This is a genomic window from Methylobacterium sp. JK268, from assembly GCF_054052225.1.
This window is the reverse complement of record NZ_JBSVZN010000004.1, coordinates 38,619-57,975: the sequence shown is the minus strand read 5'-3', so window position 1 is coordinate 57,975 and position 19,357 is coordinate 38,619. Positions and strand designations below refer to the sequence as shown.

The window sequence follows — 19,357 nt, the reverse complement described above, 5'->3', positions numbered from 1 at the left end:
GGTCAGGCCGCCTCGCGCTGGGCGCCGCCGCCGACGGTGGCGGTCTCGACCTCGTCGATGGTCGGGCGGTCGGCGAGCGAGATGCCCTTGCGGCCGTGCTCCACGGCGATCTGGGGCAGGGCGCCGTTCATGTAGGCGATCAGGCTCTGCTTCACGATGACGTAGACCCGGGTCTGCTTGTCGCGCACGGTCTTCACCTTGTTGGCGAGCGGCGCCAGGATGCCGTAGGAGAGCGTGATGCCGCCGAGCGTGCCGATCAGCGCCGCGCCGATCAGGTGGCCGAGCACGTGGGGCGGCTGGTCGAGGGCGCCCATCGCGTTCACGATGCCGAGCACCGCCGCCACGATGCCGAGCGCCGGGAGCGCCTCGGCGACCGTCGTGATCGACTGGTAGGGCTTGAGCGCGTCGCGCTTGTGGGTGCCGATCTCCTCGTCCATCAGCGCCTCGATCTCGTGGGGCCGGGCGTTCCCGATCAGGATCAAGCGTGCGTAATCGCAGATGAACATCGTGAGTTCGAGATTCTTCAAAATGTCCGGATAGGACTTGAAGATCTCGGAGTTGGCCGGGTCGTCCAGGTGGGGCTCGACCTCGTTGCGCGGCTTGGCCTTGAGCTCGCGCATCAGGGCGTGCATCAGGCCGAGCAGGGACAGGTAGTCCTTGCGCTTGGGCACCTTGTCGGTGATGGCCTCGAGCAGGCCCTTACCGGAATCCACCACCGTCTTCATGGGGTTGGCGATCACGAAGGTGCCGGCCGCCATGCCGCAGATGATGAGGAATTCCCAGGGCTGCCAGATCACCGCGAGGTGACCGCCCTCCGCCAGGAAGCCCCCGATCATCGCTCCGAGCGCGATGACCAAGCCGATGAGAACGCCCACGTGTCCCGCTCCGTCCGAGCCGCGATGGCATCGGGATAGGCCGGCAGGCTTGCGCGGGGCTGAAGGCGAAGCGGGGAGGGGCGCCCGGGATCCCGCCGCGAAGGCCGGCGGATGCGTCATCGCTCAGCCGCACCCACGGGACATCGCAAGGTTCGATCGACGCCTATGGAGCTGAAGACCGGTGGATTTCATCCAGTCAGGCGATGGTGAGCCACAGCTTCAAACCCGACTCATGGCAACAGATCCACGTCCTCATGCTGAGGAGTGTTGTGTTTCCCAGAAGCGGTCATTTGATGAGCCGGCTGCAAAATGTGTGCACGCGGTCTTCCCGCAAGCGGGGAGAGGGGACCCCGCGCTTCATCCAGCACCGTGTGAAGCTGGAAGCGCCGCACGGGAGGAGAGATCCCGCGCGGCGCTTTCACTCCGACCGTCAGCGTCCGCTCTGGGCGCCTGTTCGTTGCGTCCGGCCTACCAGCTCGTCAGCACCGCGCCCTTGAAGGTCGTCTCGATGAACGCCTTGGTCTCCGGCGAGCGGTAGGACTCGACCAGCGCCTTGACCCAGGGCTTGTCCTTGTCGGTGCTGCGCACCGCCAGGACGTTCACGTAGGGCCCCTTCGGCTCCTCGCGCAGGATCGCGTCCGTCGGCTTGAGGCCCGCCGGCTCGGCGTAGTTGGTGTTCACCGCCGCCGCATCGACGTCGTCGAGCGAGCGCGGGGTCTGTGCGGCGTCCACTTCGATGAAGCGCAGCTTCTTCGGGTTCTTCACGATGTCGGCGACGCTCGGCTTGAAGCCGACGCCCTCCTTCAGGGTGATGACACCCTTGTCCTGCAGGAGCAGCAGCGTGCGCCCGCCATTGGTCGGGTCGTTCTGGATCGCGATCGTCGCCCCGTCCGGCAGCGCGTCCCAGGATTTGTGCCGCTTCGAGTAGATCCCCATCGGGAAGTTCACCGTCCGCGCGACGCTGTCGATCTTGTAGCCGCGATCGGCCTTCTGGTTGTCGAGATAGGGCTGGTTCTGGAAGGAATTGGCCTCCAGCTCGCCCGCCGCCAGGGCCTCGTTGGGGATCACGTAGTCCGAGAACTCGATCACCTGCAGGTCGATGCCGTGCTTGGCCGCGATCGGCTTCACCGCCTCCAGGATCTGCGCGTGGGGGCCGGGCGTGGCGCCGATGCGCACGCGCTCGGCGGCAGCGGCCGGCAGGGTGGCGGCGAGTGCCGCCACCACGGTGAGGATCCGCAACATCAGGGGTCTCCGGGTTGGAACGGGAAGTCGGCCGGCCGGTCTCAGGCTTGGCGCAGGCGCTTGTTGAGGCGCCGCGCGAGGACGTCGCCGAGGGTCTGGACGGCCTGCACGAGGACGATCAGCACCACCACGACCGCGGCCATCATCTCAGGCATGAAGCGCTGGTAGCCGTAGCGGATCCCGAGATCGCCGAGGCCCCCGCCGCCCACGGCCCCGACCATGGCCGAGAAGCCGATCAGCGAGACGACCGCGAGGGTGAGCGCGAGCACGATGCCCGGCAGCGCCTCGGGGATCAGCACCTTGATGACGATCTGGAGCGGGCTCGCCCCGAAGGCGCGGGCCGCCTCGACGAGGCCCCCGTCGACCTCGCGGATCGCCCCCTCGACGAGGCGCGCGATGAAGGGGGTCGCCGCGACGGTGAGCGGCACGGTCGCCGCCGAGGTCCCGATCGAGGTGCCGGCGACGAGACGGGTGAACGGGATGATCGCCACGACCAGAATGATGAAGGGCGTCGAGCGGGTGGCGTTGACGAGGAGGCCGAGCGCCCGGTTGAGGCGCGGCGCGGCGAAGAGTTCGCCCCGCCCGCTGGTGGCGAGGAAGACCCCCAGCGGCAGCCCGAACAGGGTGGCGAGGGAGGCCGCGACGGCGACCATCCGCAGCGTGTCCGCGGTGGCGGCGACGAGGAGGCGCAGGAGTTCAGGCGACATGCGACGGACCGGAGAGGTGCAGAGCGGATTGGGGAACGGGCCAGGCGGAGGCGGGCAGCGCGCCCAGCACCTCCACGTCGAGGCCGCGGTCGGCGAGGAATTCCCGCGTGCGCCCGACGAGGCCCGGCCTCGCCGCCACGCCGACGACCAAGATGCCGAAGGGGCGCCCGGCGATCTCGTCGACGGTGCCGGACAGGATGCAGGCCTCGATCCCCGCCTCGTGGGCGAGCTGGGCCAGCACCGCGTCCTTGGCGTGCGGGCCCCGGAAGGTGATGCGCAGCACGGTGGTGTCGCCCTCGCCCTCGGGCCGCAGCTGGGCCGCCAGGACCGGGGGCAGGGCGCGGCCGGTCTCGCGGTCGAGGAAGGTGCGGGTGACGGCAGCCCTGGGCCGGGTGAAGATCTCGAAGACCTCGCCCCTCTCCGCGACGCGGCCGGCATCGAGCACCGCCACCTCGTGGGCGATGGCGCGGATCACCGACATCTCGTGGGTGATGAGCAGGATGGTCAGCCCGAGGTCGCGGTTGATGCGCGCCAGGAGGTCGAGGATCGAGCGGGTCGTCTCCGGGTCGAGGGCCGAGGTCGCCTCGTCGGAGAGCAGCACCTTCGGGTTGGTGGCGAGCGCCCGGGCGATGCCGACCCGCTGCTTCTGGCCGCCCGACAGTTCGGCGGGGTAGCGGTCGCGCTGCTGCTCCAGGCCCACCAGGGCGACGAGGTCCGCCACGCGGGCGCGGATCGCCGCCCGGTCGTAGCCGGCGATCTCGAGCGGGAAGGCGATGTTGCCCGCGACCGTGCGCGACGAGAGCAGGTTGAAGTGTTGGAAGATCATCCCGATGCCGCGCCGCTCGCGGCGCAGGGCGGCCTCCGAGAGAGCGGAGATCTCGGCCCCGTCGACGATCACCCGGCCCCGGTCCGGCCGTTCCAGACCGTTCACGAGGCGGATCAGCGTCGACTTGCCGGCCCCCGAGCGGCCGATCACGCCCAGTACCGCGCCGCGCCGGACCGTGAGGTCGATGCCGTCGAGGGCGGCGACCGGGACGGCGCCGCGGCGGGCCGGGTAGGTCTTGGCGACGCCTTCGAGGCGCACCAGCGCGTCGGAGGCCGGAATCCCGAGATCCGCCGGCGCGGGGACGCGGACGGGCGCCGTCACGGGCGGCCTCCCGGAGCGAGGGGGAAGGGGATCTGCATCGTCATCCGTCGAGCGCGAAACGGCGCGGACAGAACCGCGCTGGGACCGACTTGTCAACCGAAACGTTCTTTTTGAAGAACGACGCGAAGGGGAAGACCCTTTCCCGGGCGGGATCGATCTGGGGATATCGTCCCGTTCGGGGGGCGCCGATAAGAGAGCCTTAGACTCTGCTTCCTAGGCTCCGCCCCCGATCGCCTCTGGATGGACCGGCCATGACGTCCCAGAAATTCCGGCTCGTGACCCGCAGCGACTTCGACGGTCTGGTCTGCGGCATGCTCCTGCGGGAGCGCGGCCTGATCGACGATGTCAAGTTCGTGCACCCGAAGGACATGCAGGACGGGATCGTGCCGATCACCGACCGCGACATCATCACGAACCTGCCCTACGTGCCGGGCTGCCACCTCGCCTTCGACCACCACGCGAGCGAGGTGACGCGCGGGGCCGGGCAGGGCCGGCAGAACCACATCATCGATCCCGCCGCGCCCTCGGCGGCGCGCGTCGTCTACGATTATTACGGCGGCGCCGCCGCCTTCCCGGGCATCGGCGCCGACCTGATGGCGGCGGTCGACAAGGCCGATTCGGCGCAGTTCAGCCGCGAGGAGATCCTGGATCCGCAGGGCTGGGTGCTGCTGAACTTCATGATGGATTCGCGCACCGGCCTCGGCCGCTTCCGCGACTTCCGGATCTCGAACTACGACCTGATGATGCAGCTGATCGAGCGCTGCCGCGATCTCACCGTCGCGGAGGTGTTGGCGCTGCCGGACGTGCGCGAGCGGGTCGACCTCTACGAGGCGCACCGCGAGCCGTTCCTGGCTCAGCTGCGCCGCTGCACGCGCAGGCACGGCAAGCTCGCGCTGATCGACCTGCGCGGCGAGGAGACGATCTACGCGGGCAACCGCTTCATGGTCTACGCGCTGTTCCCGGACTGCGATATCTCCGCCCACGTGATGTGGGGCCTCAGGAAGCAGAACACCGTCTTCGCGATCGGCAAGTCGATCCTCGACCGCGGCTCGCCGGTGGATGTCGGGGCGGTCTGCCTGTCCTTCGGAGGCGGCGGCCACCGGGCGGCGGGCACCTGCCAGGTGCCGAACGACGAGGCCGAGAGCGTGATGGGGCGGCTGGTGACGATCCTGTCCGGCGAACCCCCGAAGCTCGCGGCCTGACGGAGGCGCGTCGCGGACGCGCGCGACCCCGGCGCCGCGCGCGGACCGGCCGTGGCGGCCGCCGGGGCGCACCCGGGGAGGTCTGACCCCAGCGCGGGGCTTGGAACTCCCCCCAGGTATGCAGGACATGGCTCCGACCGCACGGCGCGCGTTGGTCCGCGACGCCCCGGACCTTCCCGCGGCGCGCGGACAAGGAGGTGCCGGCATGAGGGCTCTGGTCTGGCACGGAACCCAGGACATTCGTTGCGAGACGGTCCCGGATCCGCGGATCGAGGATGATCGCGACGCCATCATCCGGGTGACGACCTGCGCGATCTGCGGCTCCGACCTCCACCTCTACGACCACTTCATGCCCGGCATGGAGAAGGGCGACATCATGGGCCACGAGACCATGGGCGAGGTGGTCGAGGTGGGCCGGGGGGCGAAATCGGCGCTCAAGGTCGGCGACCGCGTGGTCATCCCCTTCACGATCTTCTGCGGCGAGTGCGACCAGTGCCGCCGCGGGAACTTCTCCGTCTGCGAGCGCTCGAACCGCAACAAGTCGGTCGCCGACAAGGTCTTCGGCCACACCACGGCGGGGTTGTTCGGCTACACGCACCTCACCGGCGGCTATCCGGGCGGGCAGGCCGAGTACCTGCGGGTGCCCTTCGCGGACAAGACCCACATCAAGGTGCCCTCGACGTTCACCGACGAGCAGCTCCTGTTCCTGAGCGACATCTTCCCGACCGGCTGGCAGGCGGCCGTGCAGTGCGACATCGAGCCGACCGACACGGTGGCGATCTGGGGCTGCGGCCCGGTCGGCCAGATGGCGATCCGCTCGGCCATCCTGCTGGGCGCCCGCCAGGTCATCGCCATCGACTGCGTGCCCGAGCGCTTGAGCATGGCGCGGGCGGGCGGCGCCACCACGATCGACTTCCGCAAGGAGAGCGTGGTCTCCCGGCTGAACGACCTCACGAACGGCAAGGGGCCGGAGAAGTGCATCGACGCGGTCGGCCTGGAGGCCCACGCGACGGCGACGCTCGACTCGCTATACGACCGCGCCAAGCAGGCGGCGATGCTGGAGACCGACCGGCCGCACGTGCTGCGGGAGATGATCTACGTCTGCCGCCCGGCCGGCATCCTGTCGGTGCCCGGCGTCTATGGCGGGCTCCTCGACAAGATCCCGTTCGGCGCCCTGATGAACAAGGGCCTGACGCTCCGCACCGGCCAGACCCACGTCAACCGCTGGACCGACGACCTGCTGCGGCGGATCGAGGAGGGCCAGATCGACCCGTCCTTCGTGATCACCCACACGGTCGGTCTGGAGCAGGGCCCGGAGATGTACCGGACCTTCCGGGACAAGAAGGACAACTGCATCAAGGTGGTGCTGAAGCCGTAGGAAGCGAGCAGCTTCGCGGCGCATCGGTTTCCGGCGGTCACACCGCCCCTCATGCTGAGGTGCGACCGTTAGGGAGCCTCGAAGCACCCCTGTCCGGTCCTCCCGTATCTTTGGCCTGGATCAACTGTTCGCGGTGCTTCGAGGCCGCCTCCGGCGGCACCTCAGCATGAGGATCGTGACGCCTTCCAAAGCTGCCGGTGCCGAAACGCTGCGGAACCGGTGCGACATCCCGCAGATCGCGAGGAGCCCCATGCCCGCCACCCGCCCCGACCAGACTCTGCTCTCCCGCCGCACGGCCGACACCCTCGCCAAGGGGCTCGGCCTGTTCTCGATCGGGCTCGGCCTCGTCGAACTCCTGGCCCCGCGCCGGCTGACCCGGACCCTCGGCATGCCGGGCTTCGAGGGCGTGGTGCAGGCTTACGGCGTGCGCGAGATCGCGAACGGAGTCGCGCTCCTCGTCACGCACGACCCGGCGCCCTGGCTGTGGACCCGGGTCGGGGGCGACGCCCTCGATCTCGCCACGCTCGCCACCGGCCTCGACGACGACAACGCCCGGAAGTCCCACGTCCTCGTGGCCTTCGCGGCGGTGGCCGGCGTCACGGTTGCGGACGTGCTCTGCGCCAAGGCGTTCGAGGAGCAGCGCGAGACCCATCGCGGCCCGTTCCGCGACTTCGGCGACCGCAGCGGCTTCCCGCGCCCGCCGCAGGCGATGCGGGGCGTGGCCCGTCGCGACTTCGAGGCGCCCAAGGATTTCCGCACCCCCGAATTGCTGCGGCCCTTCGACCAGGCCCGCTTCGCCGGCTCCAAGCCCTTCATCGGAAGTCCCGCGTCCTGATCCTCAGGCCGGGGCGCTGGCGGGACCCGATGGATCGGACGGGGCGCGATCCCGACGAACACGTCCCTCGGGATCGCGCCGCCGGTCCCGCCGGGCGACCGTTGCATCTCGTCGATCCTACGGCGCCGGGAAGCGCCCGCCCCACGGCAGGCAGATGAACAAGGCCGTCAGCGGAAAGGCCGAAGCCGCACCGTAGAGCAGGCGCAAATCGTCGGTCGATGTCCCGAGGGTCAGCACGCCGATCGCCGTTCCGGCGTACATCGACGTCGTCGTCCACGCGCTCGCCAGGGCGCGGGCATCAGCGACGACGCCGGTGATGATGGCTTGGCTGTCGGTCACATAGGCCCCGCTCGCGACGAACCAGACGCCGACGATCAGGACCGCCGAGAGGGAGGTCGGTGCGACGCCGACCGCGACCAGGGCGGCGGCGAGCAGGGCGCACCAGAGCGGCAAGCGCCCGGCCTCCGAGGAGCCTGCGCGGCGGGCACGGTCGCTGAGATGGCCGGCCAGCACCGCGCCGGCGATGCTGCCGATCCCGACGGCGACGCCGACCGCGCCGAGCATCGTCACGCCGAAGGAGAAACGGGTGTGCAGCATCGCGCCGAGATACGCGTAGGCGCCGAGATTGCCGGCGTGGAAGATCCCGGTGGCTGCGAGAATGCGGGCCGATTCCGGGATGCGCCAGGGCAGGAGGATCCCGGGCGCGCTCCGGCGCGGGGAGGCCGCGGCGGCCCGCTCGCGGGTCCCAAGCCAAGTCGGAGCAGCGCCGGCCAGCACCAGGACGGTCGCCCCCGCGAGCGCGAGGAACAGCGCCCGCCAGCCGAAGGCAGAAGCGAGCACGGCTCCGATCGGGACGCCGGCGACTTGGCCCAGCGAGAACGCCGCCATTCCCAAGCCGACCGCTCGGCCGCGCGCCTCCACAGGGACCGCATCGACGATCGCCGCCCAGATCGACGGGCCTGCGAGAGCGCCGCCGAGCCCCCCCAGGGCGCGGGCGACGATGAGGATTTCGACGGTGGAGCTCCGCGCGGCAAGGGCGTTTCCCGCCGCGAACAGCACGAGCCCCGCCATCAGGACGTGCCGCCGATCGAGGCGATCGGCCAGGAAGCCGAGCAGTGGTGCCGAGACCGCGTACACCAGCACGTAGGATGTGATCGCGTGAGCCGCAACCGGGATCGTCGTGGATAGATCCGTGGCGATATCCGGAAGCAGAGGTGATATGATGTATGTTTCTGTGCCTATTAAGAACAAAGACACGTAGATGATGCCGAGCATAATCACGGTTGATGTGTTAAATTTGATGGCCGTGTTCATGTCGATTTTCCTTCGGTATATGAGAGTGAAATCACCGTCGCGGATCGATGGGTTTAATATATAAAGTAAGATATTTATTGTTTTAAGGCAGTCAAGTATCTCGTATTTAATTCATATAGATTTGTTGAGTGATTTTTTTACATACATGATGAATTACTATCAGCGCAAAATTCTGTGTATAAATAGATTATTATATCTTCATATGTGATGTGTCATAAATATATTTGTGGTTATAAAGTGAGAATATGTGTCTTTGATGCTTAAATAAGCACAGTATGACAGAGATAATTTATGTTTGATCTCGCAGCCGGCTGCATGTTGCATCCTGGAACTGGCTTGTAAAGTATGGATTTTTTTGTAACCTAGGGATTGAGAAGATCGGGATCGCGTCTTGCCGTGAAGAAAAACGTCTCTGGATGCCTCATAGGAGAAGTCATGCACCTAATTGGCGGGCGATGGAGGATGTTGATCGTGCTGTCCTTATCGGGTGGTCCGCGGAGATTCGGGCAAATCGCTAGAGAAATACCAGGATTATCAAAAAGAATATTAACATCTGAGCTGAGAATTTTAGAGGAAAACGCATTAGTAGTGCGAGGGACATTCGCCGAGATGCCCGTCCGTGTCGAATATTCGCTGAGTATTCAAGGGGAGGGTTTGCAGCCTATTCTTGCTGCTCTAGAGACATTCGGATTGTCATTGAGAGAATATCGAGCGATGACGAAAGGACAAGAGCCGCATGGCGTCGAGGTCGATGAAATGACCGCTTGATACGGGATCCACTTGATCAAAGTGGATCCCGTATCACAAACCGCCATCCCTCGGCGATGGCGACAGCAATCTCCGAGGGATCACGCGGATTTGGTGCGAGTTTTCTCGCCGGCGCGGCGGACCCTGGCGAACGATACCTGAGCGTGCACGCAATCAGGGTTTTCACGCGGGCATAGCGAGTTTCTATCGAATGAGCTGATGCGGGCCAGGAAGCAGGATATCGGGCGTGGAGAACGGTGCCGGCTCGTCCGGTGAGGCTCGCGAGGTCCGGCGTCGGTCGGAGGCGAGGCCCTTCACCGGAAGTCCCGCGTCCTGATCCTCAGGCCGGGGCGGGCGAGGCCGCGCGCGTCGCCGCTCCCGGTCCGCACCTCGTCCCCGCGCCCGCCCGGCGGCGGCAGGACGGCGCCGCGCCCGCCCACCTCCGCCAGCAGGTCCGAGAGGTCGATCAGGTGCTCGGCCACGAGGTGGATCACGTCGCCCTCCCGCTGCACCCGGCCGCGGGCCGCCATCATTCCGGCCGAGAGGATCAGGCCGCGCTGGCGGGCGAAGAGCGAAGGCCAGATCACGAGGTTCGCCACCTCGGTCTCGTCCTCCAGCGTGATGAACATCACGCCCTTGGCCGAGCCGGGCTTCTGGCGCACCAGCACCAGCCCCGCCACGGTGATCCGCGCCCCGTCGCGCAGGCGCCGCAGGGCCGCGCAGGGGCTCATCCCGTCCCGGGCGAGATCGGCGCGCAGGAAGGCGACCGGGTGGCGGCCGAGGCTCACTCCCGCGGCCCGGTAATCCGCCACCACCCGGGCACCCTCCGGCATCGGCGCCAGCGCCACCGCGGGCTCGTCGCGCTCCGGCCGGATCGCCTCGCGGCCATCCGCCGCCGCGAAGAGCGGGAGCGGCACCGGGGCGAGGCCCCGGATCGCCCAGAGCGCCTCCCGGCGCCCGAGGCCCAGCGACTGGAAGGCATCCGCCGCCGCGAGGCTCTCCAGGGCCTTCAGCGGCACCGCGGCGCGGCGCCAGAGATCCTCCACCGAGCGAAAAAGGTCGGCCTCCCGCACCGTGGCGATGCGCGCACCCTCGGCGTTGCCCAAGGAGCGGACCATGCGCAGGCCGAGCCGCACCGCCATCCACCGCCCCTCGGCCGGCTCCAGCGTGCAGTCCCAGCGCGAGGCGTTCACGTCGATGGGCCGCACCGGCACGCCGTGCTGCCGCGCGTCGCGGACGATCTGGGCCGGCGCGTAGAAGCCCATCGGCTGCGCGTTGAGCAGCGCGCAGCAGAACACGTCCGGGTGGTGGCACTTCATCCAGGACGAGGCGTAGGCGATGAGCGCGAAGGAGGCCGCGTGGCTCTCCGGGAAGCCGTAGGAGCCGAAGCCTTCGAGCTGCCGGAAGGTGCGCTCGGCGAAGTCCGGCGCGTAGCCGTTGCGGATCATCCCGGCGATCAGCCGATCCCGGTAGAAGCCGATCTTGCCGTTGGCCTTGAAGGTCGCCATGGCGCGGCGCAGCCCGTCGGCCTCCGCCGCCGTGAAGCCCGCCGCCACGATGGCGACCTGCATCGCCTGCTCCTGGAACAGCGGCACGCCGAGCGTCCGCTGCAGCACGCCCTTCAGGGCCTCGCTCGGATATTCGGGGGTCTCGAGGCCGCGGCGGCGGCGCAGATAGGGGTGGACCATGTCGCCCTGGATCGGGCCGGGCCGCACCACCGCGACCTCGATGGTGAGGTCGTAGAGGTTCCGCGGCTGCATGCGCGGCAGCATCGCCATCTGGGCGCGGCTCTCGATCTGGAAGACGCCGAGCGTGTCGGCCCGCCGGATCATCGCGTAGGTGTCCGGATCGTCGTGCGGGATCCCGGCGATGTCCCGGGGCGGCTCCGGGGCGGGGCGGTGCTCGGTCAGCAGCGCGAAGGCCCGGCGCAGGCAGCCCAGCATGCCGAGCCCGAGCACGTCGACCTTCATGAACTTCAGGATCTCGATGTCGTCCTTGTCCCACTCGATGGTCTGGCGGTTCTCCATCGTGGCGGGGGTGATCGGGCAGAGCTCGTCGAGGCGGTCGAGGGTGAGCACGAAGCCGCCCGGGTGCTGGCCGAGGTGGCGCGGCGTGCCGATCAGGGCCCTGGCGATGTCGAGGGTGAGGCGCAGCCGCCGGTCCGCGAGATTGAGGTTGAGGGTCTGCGCCTCCCGCTCGCCGACGCCCTCCCGCGACCAGCCCCAGACGAGGCGGGCCAGCGACCCGGTCACGTCCTCGGGCACGCCCAGCACCTTGCCGACCTCGCGCACCGCGCCGCGGGCGCCGTAGCGGATCACCGTCGCGGTGAGCGCGGCGCGGTGCAGGCCGTAGGTGGCGTAGATCCACTGGATCACCTCCTCGCGCCGCTCGTGCTCGAAATCGACGTCGATGTCGGGCGGCTCGTCGCGGTTGTCCGAGATGAAGCGCTCGAAGAGGAGGTTCTGCTGCACCGGGTCGATGGCGGTGATGCCGAGGCAGTAGCAGACCACCGAGTTCGCCGCCGAGCCGCGCCCCTGGCAGAGGATGTCCTGGGACCGGGCGTAGCGCACGATCGCCTCGACGGTGAGGAAGTACGGCGCGTAGCCCTTGCGGGCGATGAGGTCGAATTCGTGCCGGATCTGCCGGTGGACGCCGTCGGAAACGCCGTTGGGGTAGCGCCGGGCTGCGCCCTCCAGGGTCAGGGCCTCCAGCCGCTCCTGGGCCGAGCGGCCGTCCTCCCCGACCTCGTCCGGGTAGGTGTAGGTGAGGTCGTCGAGGGAGAAGCGGCAGTCCTGCGCGATGGCGGCCGCCCGCTCCACCGCCTCGGGGTGGCGGGCGAAGAGCCGCGCGGTCTCGGCCGGCGGCTGCAGGTGGCGCCCCGCGTGGCGCTCCCGGGCGAAGCCCGCGGCCTCGATGGTGGTGCCGAGGCGGATGCAGGTCACCACGTCCTGCATCAGGCGGCGCTCGGGGACGTGGTAGAGCACGTCCCCCGTGGCCACGGTCGGCACCCGCGCGGCGCGGGCGATCCCCGCGATCCGGTCGAGCCGCAGGTGATCGTTCACGCCGAAGCGGCGGGTGAGGGCGCAATGGGCGCGCCGACCGAACACCTCCTTCAGGCGCCCGAGCCGCCGGGACAGCGAGTCGTCGGGGTCGTGCGTGAGGAGGATCGCGATCAGCCCCTCGCTCCACGCCGCCACGTCGCCGAAATCGAGGGTGCAGCCGCCCTTGCCGGCCCGCCCCTTGCCGATGGTGAGCAGGCGGCAGAGCCGCCCGTAGGCGGCGCGATCGGTGGGGTAGACCAGGAGGGCGGTGCCCGCGTCCGGCCCCGACAGGTCGAGCCGGCAGCCCGCCACCAGCCGGCAGCCCGTCGCCCGCGCGGCCTCGTGCGCCTTCACGAGCCCGGCCACGGAGTGGCGGTCGGTGACCCCGAGCGCGGTGAGGCCGAGGAGGGCGGCGCTCGCGAACAGCTCCTCCGGCGAGGAGGCGCCCTGCAGGAAGGAGTAGTGGGTGGTGACCTGGAGCTCGACGGTCATGGCGCACCGGGCCGGGCGGAGAGCGGTTGCGCCGCGAAGGGACGGGCACAGCCTCGCGGGTCGGTGACGTCGCATTCCCTTGAGGAATGGCTTGTTCCCGAAGCCGTCGTGAGCAAGACTGGCGGCATCGCTTCCGGCGTCGCGCGGCGCTCTCGGGACCTCCCATGATGGCCTTGGCCCTCGATACCCTCGCGATCCTGCGCAAGCTTCGCGCTTCCGGCTTCTCCGAGGATCAGGCCGAGGCGATCACCGGCGTCCTGAAGGACAGCCGCGATGCCGGTCTGGAGGCGCTCGCGACGAAGGCGGATCTGCGCGAGACCGAGCTGCGCATCGAGAGCAGGTTCGAAGCGACGAAGGCGGATCTGCGCGAGGCCGAGTTGCGCATCGAGAGCAGGTTCGAAGCGACGAAGGCAGATCTGCGCGAGACCGAGCTTCGACTGGAGGGGAGGATCGAGGCGACAAAGGCCGAGATCATCAAGTGGGTGCTCTCGGCGATCGGGTTCCAGTCGATCGTCATCGTAGGGGCGATCGTCGCCCTGGCCCGGGCGGCGCATTGAGCGGGCAACGGTGTCGCTGAAGAGGAGGCCGTTCGCGCACGCTTCCGCGCTCAGCTCCCGGGCTGAAGGATCCTGGACACCGCTGAATGCCTCCCGCTGGGCCATCGCACAGCAGCCTCGATGCACCCCAGGCCGTTCATCCAGGGTCCATCGAAGTGATGGTGCCTCCGTAGGATTGGCGCGGGATCCCCTCTCCCGGGTGGGAGAGGGGTAGGGGTGAGGGACGGACGCTTCCGCAAGAGGACTGAACGGTGCCGCTGGCAGCTCGACCTTCAGAGACTCATCCTGAACCCGAGCCACCCCTACCCCTCTCCCACTCGGGAGAGGGGATCCCGCGCCACGATTGACGAATTGGCGCGCACGATGATGCTGATCTAATATTTTGACATCAAATTCAATTTGCAAAATGTTATGATAAAAATCTGAGGATAAGCTTACAAAAATCGATCTGGCGCCCGTCTCCACCACCGGTGTTCGGCCGAACCACGCCACCTCACGCCTCCCCCAGCCCGTGCAGCCACCAGCGCCCGCCCTCCGCCGCGGGCGCGTCGCGGAACAGCCAGTAGCGGGCGCCCTCCGGGTCCTCGACCCGGTAGTAGTCCCGCTGCGCCGAGACCTCCGCGTCGCTGCGCCACCACTCGCCGAAGACCCGCTCCGGCCCGTCGGCCCGCGCCACCCGGCAGCGGCGGCCGCGCCAGGTGAACAGGGCCGGCGGGGCGTCGGGCAGGGCCGCGATCGCCGCGACGCGCTCGGGCGGGTCGACGAGCCGGCCCGGCCGCGGCAGGTCGGGCGGCCAGGTGAGGCCGCTTCCCGGAGCCAGGGGGGCGATCCGGGCCACGCTCCGCTCCGGCCACTCGCTCTCGACCGGGGCGGCCCGGAACAGCCGGCCCGGCCCGAGCCGCAAGGCGAGCCGGTCGACGAGTTCGCCCATCGCCTCCGGGTCGGGCTCTCCCGCCGCCCGGAAGGCCGCGACCTGCCGGGCCGACAGGCGCTCGGTGCGGCTGGCCGCGAGCCACGCCTCCTCGATGCCGAAGCCCGGATCCACCGTGCCGAGCCGCTCGCCGAAGAGCCGCGCGAGGTGGGCCGGGTCGCGGCTCGCCCGCGCGGTGCCGATGCGCAGGGCCTGGGGCAGCCCGTCGACGCGCCGGAAGACGAGGTCGAGCCGGCGCGCCCCGAGCCCCCGCCGCTCCAGATCGCCGGCGAGGAGGGCGGTGAGCCGCGCGACCACCCGCGCCAGGGTCTCGGGCGCGCCGACCGGCTCCGCGAAGGCGAGCCGGGCCTGCGGCGTCTCGGGGAGCGTCAGGTAGGCGAGGGGCTCGGGCGCGGCGCCGAGCGCCTGGTCGAGGCGCGCCGTCACCGCCTCGCCGAAGCGCAGGCGCAGGGGCGCGCGGGGCAGGGCGCGGAGGTCCCCGATGCGGGCGATCCCGAGCTGCTCCAGCCCGGCGGCGGTCTCCGCCGGCAGGCGCAGCGCCCGGACCGGCAGCGGATCCAGGGCCGCGCCCTGCGCGCCCGGCGCCACGACGGGGTCGCGCGGGGCGTGCCGCGCCACCGCCCAGGCGGCGCCCGGCGTGTCGGCGAGGCCGAGCCGCACGCGGAACCCGCCCCCGCGGATCCGGCGCGCCAGATCCGCGAGCAGGTCCGCCTCGCCGCCCCGCAGATGCGCGGCGCCCGCGCTCTCGATGAAGATCCCGTCCGGCGGGTCGGGCGCGACCAGGGGCGAATAGGAGAGGCACCAGCCCGCGAGCCGGGCGAGGCCCGCCGCATCGTCCTCCGGATCCGCCTCGACCAGGGCGAGGTCCGCCACCATCCCCTGCGCCTGCGCCACCGGTAGGCCGGGCCGCAGGCCGAGGCGGCGGGCGGCCTCGTCGGCGGCGGCCACCACCCGGCGCGGCCCCTGCGTCGTCACGGTGACGAGGGGCCTATCCGGCGGCACGCCCTCCGGCCCGCGCCCGCTCCGGCGCCGCACGCGGTCGGTCGACCAGGTCGGCAGGAAGATGCAGACGACCCTTCGCATCGGGAGCCTCGACGAGCCATGTCCGGGGTTCGGCGCCCCGGGCGCGCAGGAGCGCCAGGGACCAGCGCGCCCGGGTCAGTCCGGGCGCGGCGGCGGGCGGGGAGGGCGCGGGCGCCACGCCCCAGCGGGTGGCGGCGGCGCTGGGCTCGGTGCCGGCGCCCGCGCGCCAGCGGCGAATCACCAGCGCGAGGGTGCCGCTGCCCTCCGCGGCGAGCTGCAGCCGCCGCGAGGCGGTGAGCCCCAGGCGCGCGGCCTCGCCCACCACCGCCGCGAGGCTGCCGTGCCGCAGCCCCTCCTCCATGGCGGGCAGCACCTCCGGCTCGCGATGCGTCTCGGCGTAGAGCACCCGGTCGGGATGCAGCCCCACCGCTGCGAGGCCCGGCGCGAAGAGGTCGCGGCCGGCGAGGCACCACAGGACCGGCCCCGGGAGCCGGGCGAGGAGGCCGCCCACGAACAGGGCGGCCAGCGCCGCGTGGCCGGCGCTCGCCCCGGTCTCCACCACCTCGTGCAGCGCCCCCCGGCGCAGGCCCCCGCCGGGCAGGTGCCCGTCGATCTCCGGGATACCGAAGGCCAGGACCGGGCCTGCGCCCGCGCGCCGGTCCTGGCCGCCGATCCGCTCGCGCAGGGCCGCGAGCCGTTGCTCTCGTCCGGTCTCATGCATCCCGTGCCCATCACCGAACCGACCGTCGATGTTCTTACTTTGTTCTAGCTCCGCGGCGGGTCAATGCGCGAGTCCGTGAGGCGGTTCACCCTGGGCGTCTGTGGACGGCTGTGGACAACCTTGCCGCGCGACCTGCCACACCAAGACCATCAAGGGGCGCCAGAGGCGGGTGGGTCTCGGTCCGCGAGGGATCCCGGCGATGGCGCCGCTCTACTTCCTGCACCTCCCGAGGACCGGCGGCGCGGCCCTGCGCGACGCGGCCCGCGCGGCCTTCCCCGGGCGCGTCCTCACCCTGTACGGCCGGGATGATCCCGAGACGCATCCCGTGGCCCGGGAGATCGTCTACGAGCGGTCCGACCTGCCGACGCCGGAGAAGCTGCGGCTGATCGCGGACCACATCGCCCGGGCGGGGATCGCGGTCTTCGCGAGCCACCTCAGCGCCGCCTACCTGCCGGGATTTGATCCGGACCGGGCCTTCACGCTGGTCCGGGAGCCGGTCGCGCAGGTGCTGGCGGCCTGGGGAGAGAGCGGGGCCGAGAGCCTGGAGGCCTTCATCGAGGACAAGGCCCACCAGAACACCCAGACCCGCGCCTTCGGCTGCGCCGACCTCGACCGGCTCGCGCTCGTCGGCGTCGCGGAGGAATACGCGGCCTTCGTGGCGGCTCTGAACCGACGATTCGGCCTCGCCTTCCAGGTGCTCCACCGGGAGGAGCCGCCGGCCCCACCGCTGAACCCGGCCCTGCGGGTCTATATCGAGCGGCTCAACGCCTCGGATGGCGACCTCTACCGGCGGGCGCGGGAGCGGTGGGGGCGGGGGTAGGTCCAAACCCGATCGGGTCGAGCGGGCGAAAAGCCGCCGAGGGGGACGCTGACGCCAAGGCCGCCATCACTGCGGTTGACGCGGTGCATGGTGAGGGTGGCGTTCGACCACCGTCCTGCGTTACCCTCGCGCCATGTCGATCGATGTCCTCTACACGCTGCGGAAGGACGAACCCGGGGCCGCGCTCCGGGAGCTCGATGACGTCCGCGTGCTCGTCGACGTGATGACCGACGATGGCGACACGATCCCGGCCGGAACCGAAGGAACAGTGGTTGCGGTCTGGCCCCGCGGCGCGGCCTACGACGTCGAGTTCCCCGAACCCATGGGCGCTCTCTCAACCATCGAGGCCGCCAAGCTCGTGCGTATCGGGCGCTCGGCGCCTTGAACGACGGAGGCGAGGAACCTGCCGTTGAGGTTCCTGCCAGCAAGCTTGCGGATTACCTATTGAACGTTGATCATCCGAAAGGTGGTCCGAAAGCGCGCTTCTTCCTGGCGTTCGGCTTCGATCGTGCTCGGCCCGAGGTGATGGCTGAAGCTCTGATCACGCACTTCACGGATGGCGATCGGATGCTCCGGGCGCAGGCGGCGGCCGGCACGCACCGGCTCATCGTCGAGGCGCCCATGCGGACGCCCGACGGCCGTAATCCGCGCATCAGGACCGTGTGGCAGTTGCAAGAGGGTCTGGCTTGGCGGCTCATCACGGCCGTGCCGCTCACCAGGAGGTAGCGTCTGCCGTATCTCCCTCTGCTCCCGCCTCATTCGCCCGGGACAAGGGGCGCTTAAGATCGAAGCTGGCACACCGCCCCGCACACGGTCACAACAGCGTCCCCCTCAGGATCACCAGCGCCACCGAGAAGTAGATCACGAGCCCCGACACGTCGACGAGGGTGGCCACGAACGGCGCGGAGGCGGTGGCCGGGTCGAAGCCGAGGCGCTGCAGGACGAAGGGCAGCATCGAGCCGGTGAGCGAGCCGAACAGCACGATTCCGATCAGGGCCGAGCCGACCGTCAGCGCCACGAGCAGCCAGTGCTCGCCGTAATCGTAGAGCCCGGTCTTCTGCCAGACGATGATCCGCACCATGCCGAGCGCGCCGAGGATCGCCCCGAGCGTGATCCCGGCCGGCACCTCGCGCAAGGCCACCCGCCACCAGTCCCGCAGCGCGACCTGGTGCAGGGCGAGTGCCCGGATCAGCAGCGAGGTCGCCTGGCTGCCCGAATTGCCGCCCGAACTCATGATCAGCGGGATGAACAGCGTCAGCACGATCGCCTTCTCGAGTTCCCCCTCGAAACCCTGCATGGCGCTCGCGGTCAGCATCTCGGACAGGAACAGCACGCAGAGCCAGCCGGCCCGCTTGCGGATCATCTCCCAGAACGAGATGTCCATGTAGGGCTCGTCGAGCGCCTCCATGCCGCCGAAGCGCTGCACCTGCTCGGTCTGGCGCTGGACCATGGCGTCGATGACGTCGTCCACCGTGACGATGCCGATGACGTGGTTCGACTCGTCCACCACCGGGATCGCCAGCAGGTCGTACTTGGAGATCAGGCGCGCGGCCTCGTCGCGGCTCGCATCCGCGCTCACCACGATCGGCCGCCGGCTCGGGGCCACCGACAGGATGTTGTCGCCGGGCTCCCCCGAGAGCAGGCGGCGCAGGGGGACCGCCTTGGTCAGCGCCCGCGTGCGCGGGTCGAGCACGAAGATCGAGTAGACCGTCTCCCGGGTGCGCTCGACCTCGCGGATGTGCTCGAGCGTGCGCCGGATCGTCCAGGTCGCCGGGACCGAGACGAACTCCGTCGTCATGATCGAGCCGACGCTCTCCTCCGGATAGGCCATCAGCTTGTCGACGGCGCCGCGGGTCTCCGCATCGAGGCGCGCGCGCAGGTCGGACAGGCCCGGCTCCTCGACCTCCAGCAGGATGTCGGCCACCCGGTCGGCGGACATGCCCGAGAGGTAGGAGGCGACCCGGTCGCGGGGCAGCATCTCGATGATGTCGGCCGCGCAGTCGAGCGCGGGCTGGTCGAGCACCTCCACCGCCCGGTCGTGCGGCAGGCTCAGCAGGATCGCCGCGGAGACCTCCGGGGCCTCCTCGTTCAGGGCTTCGACGATGTCCGGGGCGCTCTCCTCGGCGAGGCGCGCAGCCAGTGCCGCCGGCTCGACGGTGCCGTCGAGGGTCGGGGTATCGATCATGGCTCACCTTCCTGTCGACCCGCCGTCCCCGGCCGGTCGCGGCGAGCCGCATCAGGAACGAGCGGTCAGCCCACGGGCAGGGGACGGCACGGGCGGTCGACTGTGACTGTCGCTCGGCATGGGGTGGGGAATCTCGGGGT

At 70.0% G+C, this 19,357-nt stretch carries 17 protein-coding genes; 8 read left to right on the top strand and 9 right to left on the bottom strand.

Annotated elements, in window-relative coordinates; translation table 11 throughout:
- Positions 1-2: 2 nt before the first annotated feature.
- From motA to ACW9J6_RS05845, 4 genes are all read right to left on the bottom strand, one after another.
- On the bottom strand, positions 3-875 hold the full coding sequence (gene motA, locus ACW9J6_RS05860) for a flagellar motor stator protein MotA (RefSeq protein ID WP_457115508.1): 873 nt from the start codon (positions 873-875) through the stop codon (positions 3-5).
- A 468-nt stretch (positions 876-1,343) separates the two neighbouring features.
- A complete protein-coding gene (locus tag ACW9J6_RS05855; protein WP_457115507.1) occupies positions 1,344-2,117 on the bottom strand; it encodes a MetQ/NlpA family ABC transporter substrate-binding protein in 774 nt (257 codons plus the stop codon).
- Between the two features lie 41 nt (positions 2,118-2,158).
- Positions 2,159-2,824: a methionine ABC transporter permease gene (locus ACW9J6_RS05850; RefSeq protein WP_457115506.1), complete on the bottom strand. Its 666-nt coding sequence runs from the start codon at positions 2,822-2,824 to the stop codon at positions 2,159-2,161.
- Entirely contained in the window at positions 2,814-3,971 is a 1,158-nt protein-coding gene (locus tag ACW9J6_RS05845) for a methionine ABC transporter ATP-binding protein (protein ID WP_457115505.1), read from the bottom strand. The genes ACW9J6_RS05850 and ACW9J6_RS05845 overlap by 11 nt, the downstream gene beginning before the upstream one ends.
- 251 nt (positions 3,972-4,222) lie before the next feature.
- Between ACW9J6_RS05845 and ACW9J6_RS05840 the strand changes: the two genes are divergently transcribed.
- The 3 genes from ACW9J6_RS05840 to ACW9J6_RS05830 all read left to right on the top strand — a co-directional run bounded on the left by ACW9J6_RS05840 (position 4,223) and on the right by ACW9J6_RS05830 (position 7,386).
- Positions 4,223-5,173: an exopolyphosphatase gene (locus tag ACW9J6_RS05840; protein WP_457115504.1), complete on the top strand. Its 951-nt coding sequence runs from the start codon at positions 4,223-4,225 to the stop codon at positions 5,171-5,173.
- Between the two features lie 205 nt (positions 5,174-5,378).
- Complete coding sequence (locus tag ACW9J6_RS05835; protein ID WP_457115503.1) at positions 5,379-6,551, top strand: zinc-dependent alcohol dehydrogenase; 1,173 nt, start codon at positions 5,379-5,381, stop codon at positions 6,549-6,551.
- A 250-nt stretch (positions 6,552-6,801) separates the two neighbouring features.
- Positions 6,802-7,386, top strand: coding sequence for a DUF4267 domain-containing protein (locus ACW9J6_RS05830; RefSeq protein WP_457115502.1), 585 nt, complete (start codon positions 6,802-6,804; stop codon positions 7,384-7,386).
- A gap of 117 nt (positions 7,387-7,503) precedes the next feature.
- Here the strand turns inward: ACW9J6_RS05830 and ACW9J6_RS05825 are convergent, their stop codons facing one another.
- Complete coding sequence (locus ACW9J6_RS05825) at positions 7,504-8,700, bottom strand: MFS transporter (RefSeq protein WP_457115501.1); 1,197 nt, start codon at positions 8,698-8,700, stop codon at positions 7,504-7,506.
- A 435-nt stretch (positions 8,701-9,135) separates the two neighbouring features.
- On the opposite strand from ACW9J6_RS05825, the gene ACW9J6_RS05820 reads away from it, so the two are divergent.
- Positions 9,136-9,468 (top strand): winged helix-turn-helix transcriptional regulator, encoded by a 333-nt coding sequence (locus ACW9J6_RS05820; protein ID WP_457115500.1) that lies wholly within the window; start codon positions 9,136-9,138, stop codon positions 9,466-9,468.
- Positions 9,469-9,761: 293 nt separating this feature from the next.
- Here ACW9J6_RS05820 and ACW9J6_RS05815 read toward each other — a convergent pair whose 3' ends face one another.
- Positions 9,762-12,980: an error-prone DNA polymerase gene (locus tag ACW9J6_RS05815; RefSeq protein ID WP_457115499.1), complete on the bottom strand. Its 3,219-nt coding sequence runs from the start codon at positions 12,978-12,980 to the stop codon at positions 9,762-9,764.
- A 164-nt stretch (positions 12,981-13,144) separates the two neighbouring features.
- Here ACW9J6_RS05815 and ACW9J6_RS05810 point away from each other — a divergent pair, with 164 nt between their 5' ends.
- Complete coding sequence (locus ACW9J6_RS05810; protein ID WP_457115498.1) at positions 13,145-13,537, top strand: DUF1640 domain-containing protein; 393 nt, start codon at positions 13,145-13,147, stop codon at positions 13,535-13,537.
- 493 nt (positions 13,538-14,030) lie between these two features.
- On the opposite strand, the gene ACW9J6_RS05805 is transcribed toward ACW9J6_RS05810, so the two are convergent.
- Both ACW9J6_RS05805 and ACW9J6_RS05800 read right to left on the bottom strand, forming a co-directional pair.
- Positions 14,031-15,551: a DUF6504 family protein gene (locus ACW9J6_RS05805; RefSeq protein ID WP_457115497.1), complete on the bottom strand. Its 1,521-nt coding sequence runs from the start codon at positions 15,549-15,551 to the stop codon at positions 14,031-14,033.
- Entirely contained in the window at positions 15,457-16,212 is a 756-nt protein-coding gene (locus ACW9J6_RS05800) for an ImuA family protein (protein ID WP_457115496.1), read from the bottom strand. Before ACW9J6_RS05800 ends, ACW9J6_RS05805 begins: the two co-directional genes overlap by 95 nt.
- 199 nt (positions 16,213-16,411) lie before the next feature.
- On the opposite strand from ACW9J6_RS05800, the gene ACW9J6_RS05795 reads away from it, so the two are divergent.
- The 3 genes from ACW9J6_RS05795 to ACW9J6_RS05785 all read left to right on the top strand — a co-directional run bounded on the left by ACW9J6_RS05795 (position 16,412) and on the right by ACW9J6_RS05785 (position 17,758).
- Positions 16,412-17,032, top strand: coding sequence for a hypothetical protein (locus ACW9J6_RS05795; protein ID WP_457115495.1), 621 nt, complete (start codon positions 16,412-16,414; stop codon positions 17,030-17,032).
- 133 nt (positions 17,033-17,165) lie between these two features.
- Positions 17,166-17,417, top strand: a complete 252-nt coding sequence (locus ACW9J6_RS05790) for a DUF4926 domain-containing protein (protein WP_457115494.1) — start codon at positions 17,166-17,168, stop codon at positions 17,415-17,417.
- On the top strand, positions 17,414-17,758 hold the full coding sequence (locus ACW9J6_RS05785; protein ID WP_457115493.1) for a DUF6883 domain-containing protein: 345 nt from the start codon (positions 17,414-17,416) through the stop codon (positions 17,756-17,758). Before ACW9J6_RS05790 ends, ACW9J6_RS05785 begins: the two co-directional genes overlap by 4 nt.
- Before the next feature lie 88 nt (positions 17,759-17,846).
- Here ACW9J6_RS05785 and mgtE read toward each other — a convergent pair whose 3' ends face one another.
- Positions 17,847-19,217, bottom strand: coding sequence for a magnesium transporter (gene mgtE / locus ACW9J6_RS05780; protein WP_457115492.1), 1,371 nt, complete (start codon positions 19,215-19,217; stop codon positions 17,847-17,849).
- Positions 19,218-19,357 lie beyond the last annotated feature (140 nt).

Coding starts and splice junctions, on each gene's coding strand:
- ACW9J6_RS05855 (WP_457115507.1), bottom strand. CDS start 2,117: ATGTTGCGGATCCTCACCGTGGTGGCGGCACTCGCCGCCACCCTGCCG.
- ACW9J6_RS05850 (WP_457115506.1), bottom strand. CDS start 2,824: ATGTCGCCTGAACTCCTGCGCCTCCTCGTCGCCGCCACCGCGGACACG.
- ACW9J6_RS05840 (WP_457115504.1), top strand. CDS start 4,223: ATGACGTCCCAGAAATTCCGGCTCGTGACCCGCAGCGACTTCGACGGT.
- ACW9J6_RS05835 (WP_457115503.1), top strand. CDS start 5,379: ATGAGGGCTCTGGTCTGGCACGGAACCCAGGACATTCGTTGCGAGACG.
- ACW9J6_RS05830 (WP_457115502.1), top strand. CDS start 6,802: ATGCCCGCCACCCGCCCCGACCAGACTCTGCTCTCCCGCCGCACGGCC.
- ACW9J6_RS05825 (WP_457115501.1), bottom strand. CDS start 8,700: ATGAACACGGCCATCAAATTTAACACATCAACCGTGATTATGCTCGGC.
- ACW9J6_RS05820 (WP_457115500.1), top strand. CDS start 9,136: ATGCACCTAATTGGCGGGCGATGGAGGATGTTGATCGTGCTGTCCTTA.
- ACW9J6_RS05815 (WP_457115499.1), bottom strand. CDS start 12,980: ATGACCGTCGAGCTCCAGGTCACCACCCACTACTCCTTCCTGCAGGGC.
- ACW9J6_RS05810 (WP_457115498.1), top strand. CDS start 13,145: ATGATGGCCTTGGCCCTCGATACCCTCGCGATCCTGCGCAAGCTTCGC.
- ACW9J6_RS05805 (WP_457115497.1), bottom strand. CDS start 15,551: ATGCGAAGGGTCGTCTGCATCTTCCTGCCGACCTGGTCGACCGACCGC.
- ACW9J6_RS05800 (WP_457115496.1), bottom strand. CDS start 16,212: ATGCATGAGACCGGACGAGAGCAACGGCTCGCGGCCCTGCGCGAGCGG.
- ACW9J6_RS05795 (WP_457115495.1), top strand. CDS start 16,412: ATGGCGCCGCTCTACTTCCTGCACCTCCCGAGGACCGGCGGCGCGGCC.
- ACW9J6_RS05790 (WP_457115494.1), top strand. CDS start 17,166: ATGTCGATCGATGTCCTCTACACGCTGCGGAAGGACGAACCCGGGGCC.
- mgtE (WP_457115492.1), bottom strand. CDS start 19,217: ATGATCGATACCCCGACCCTCGACGGCACCGTCGAGCCGGCGGCACTG.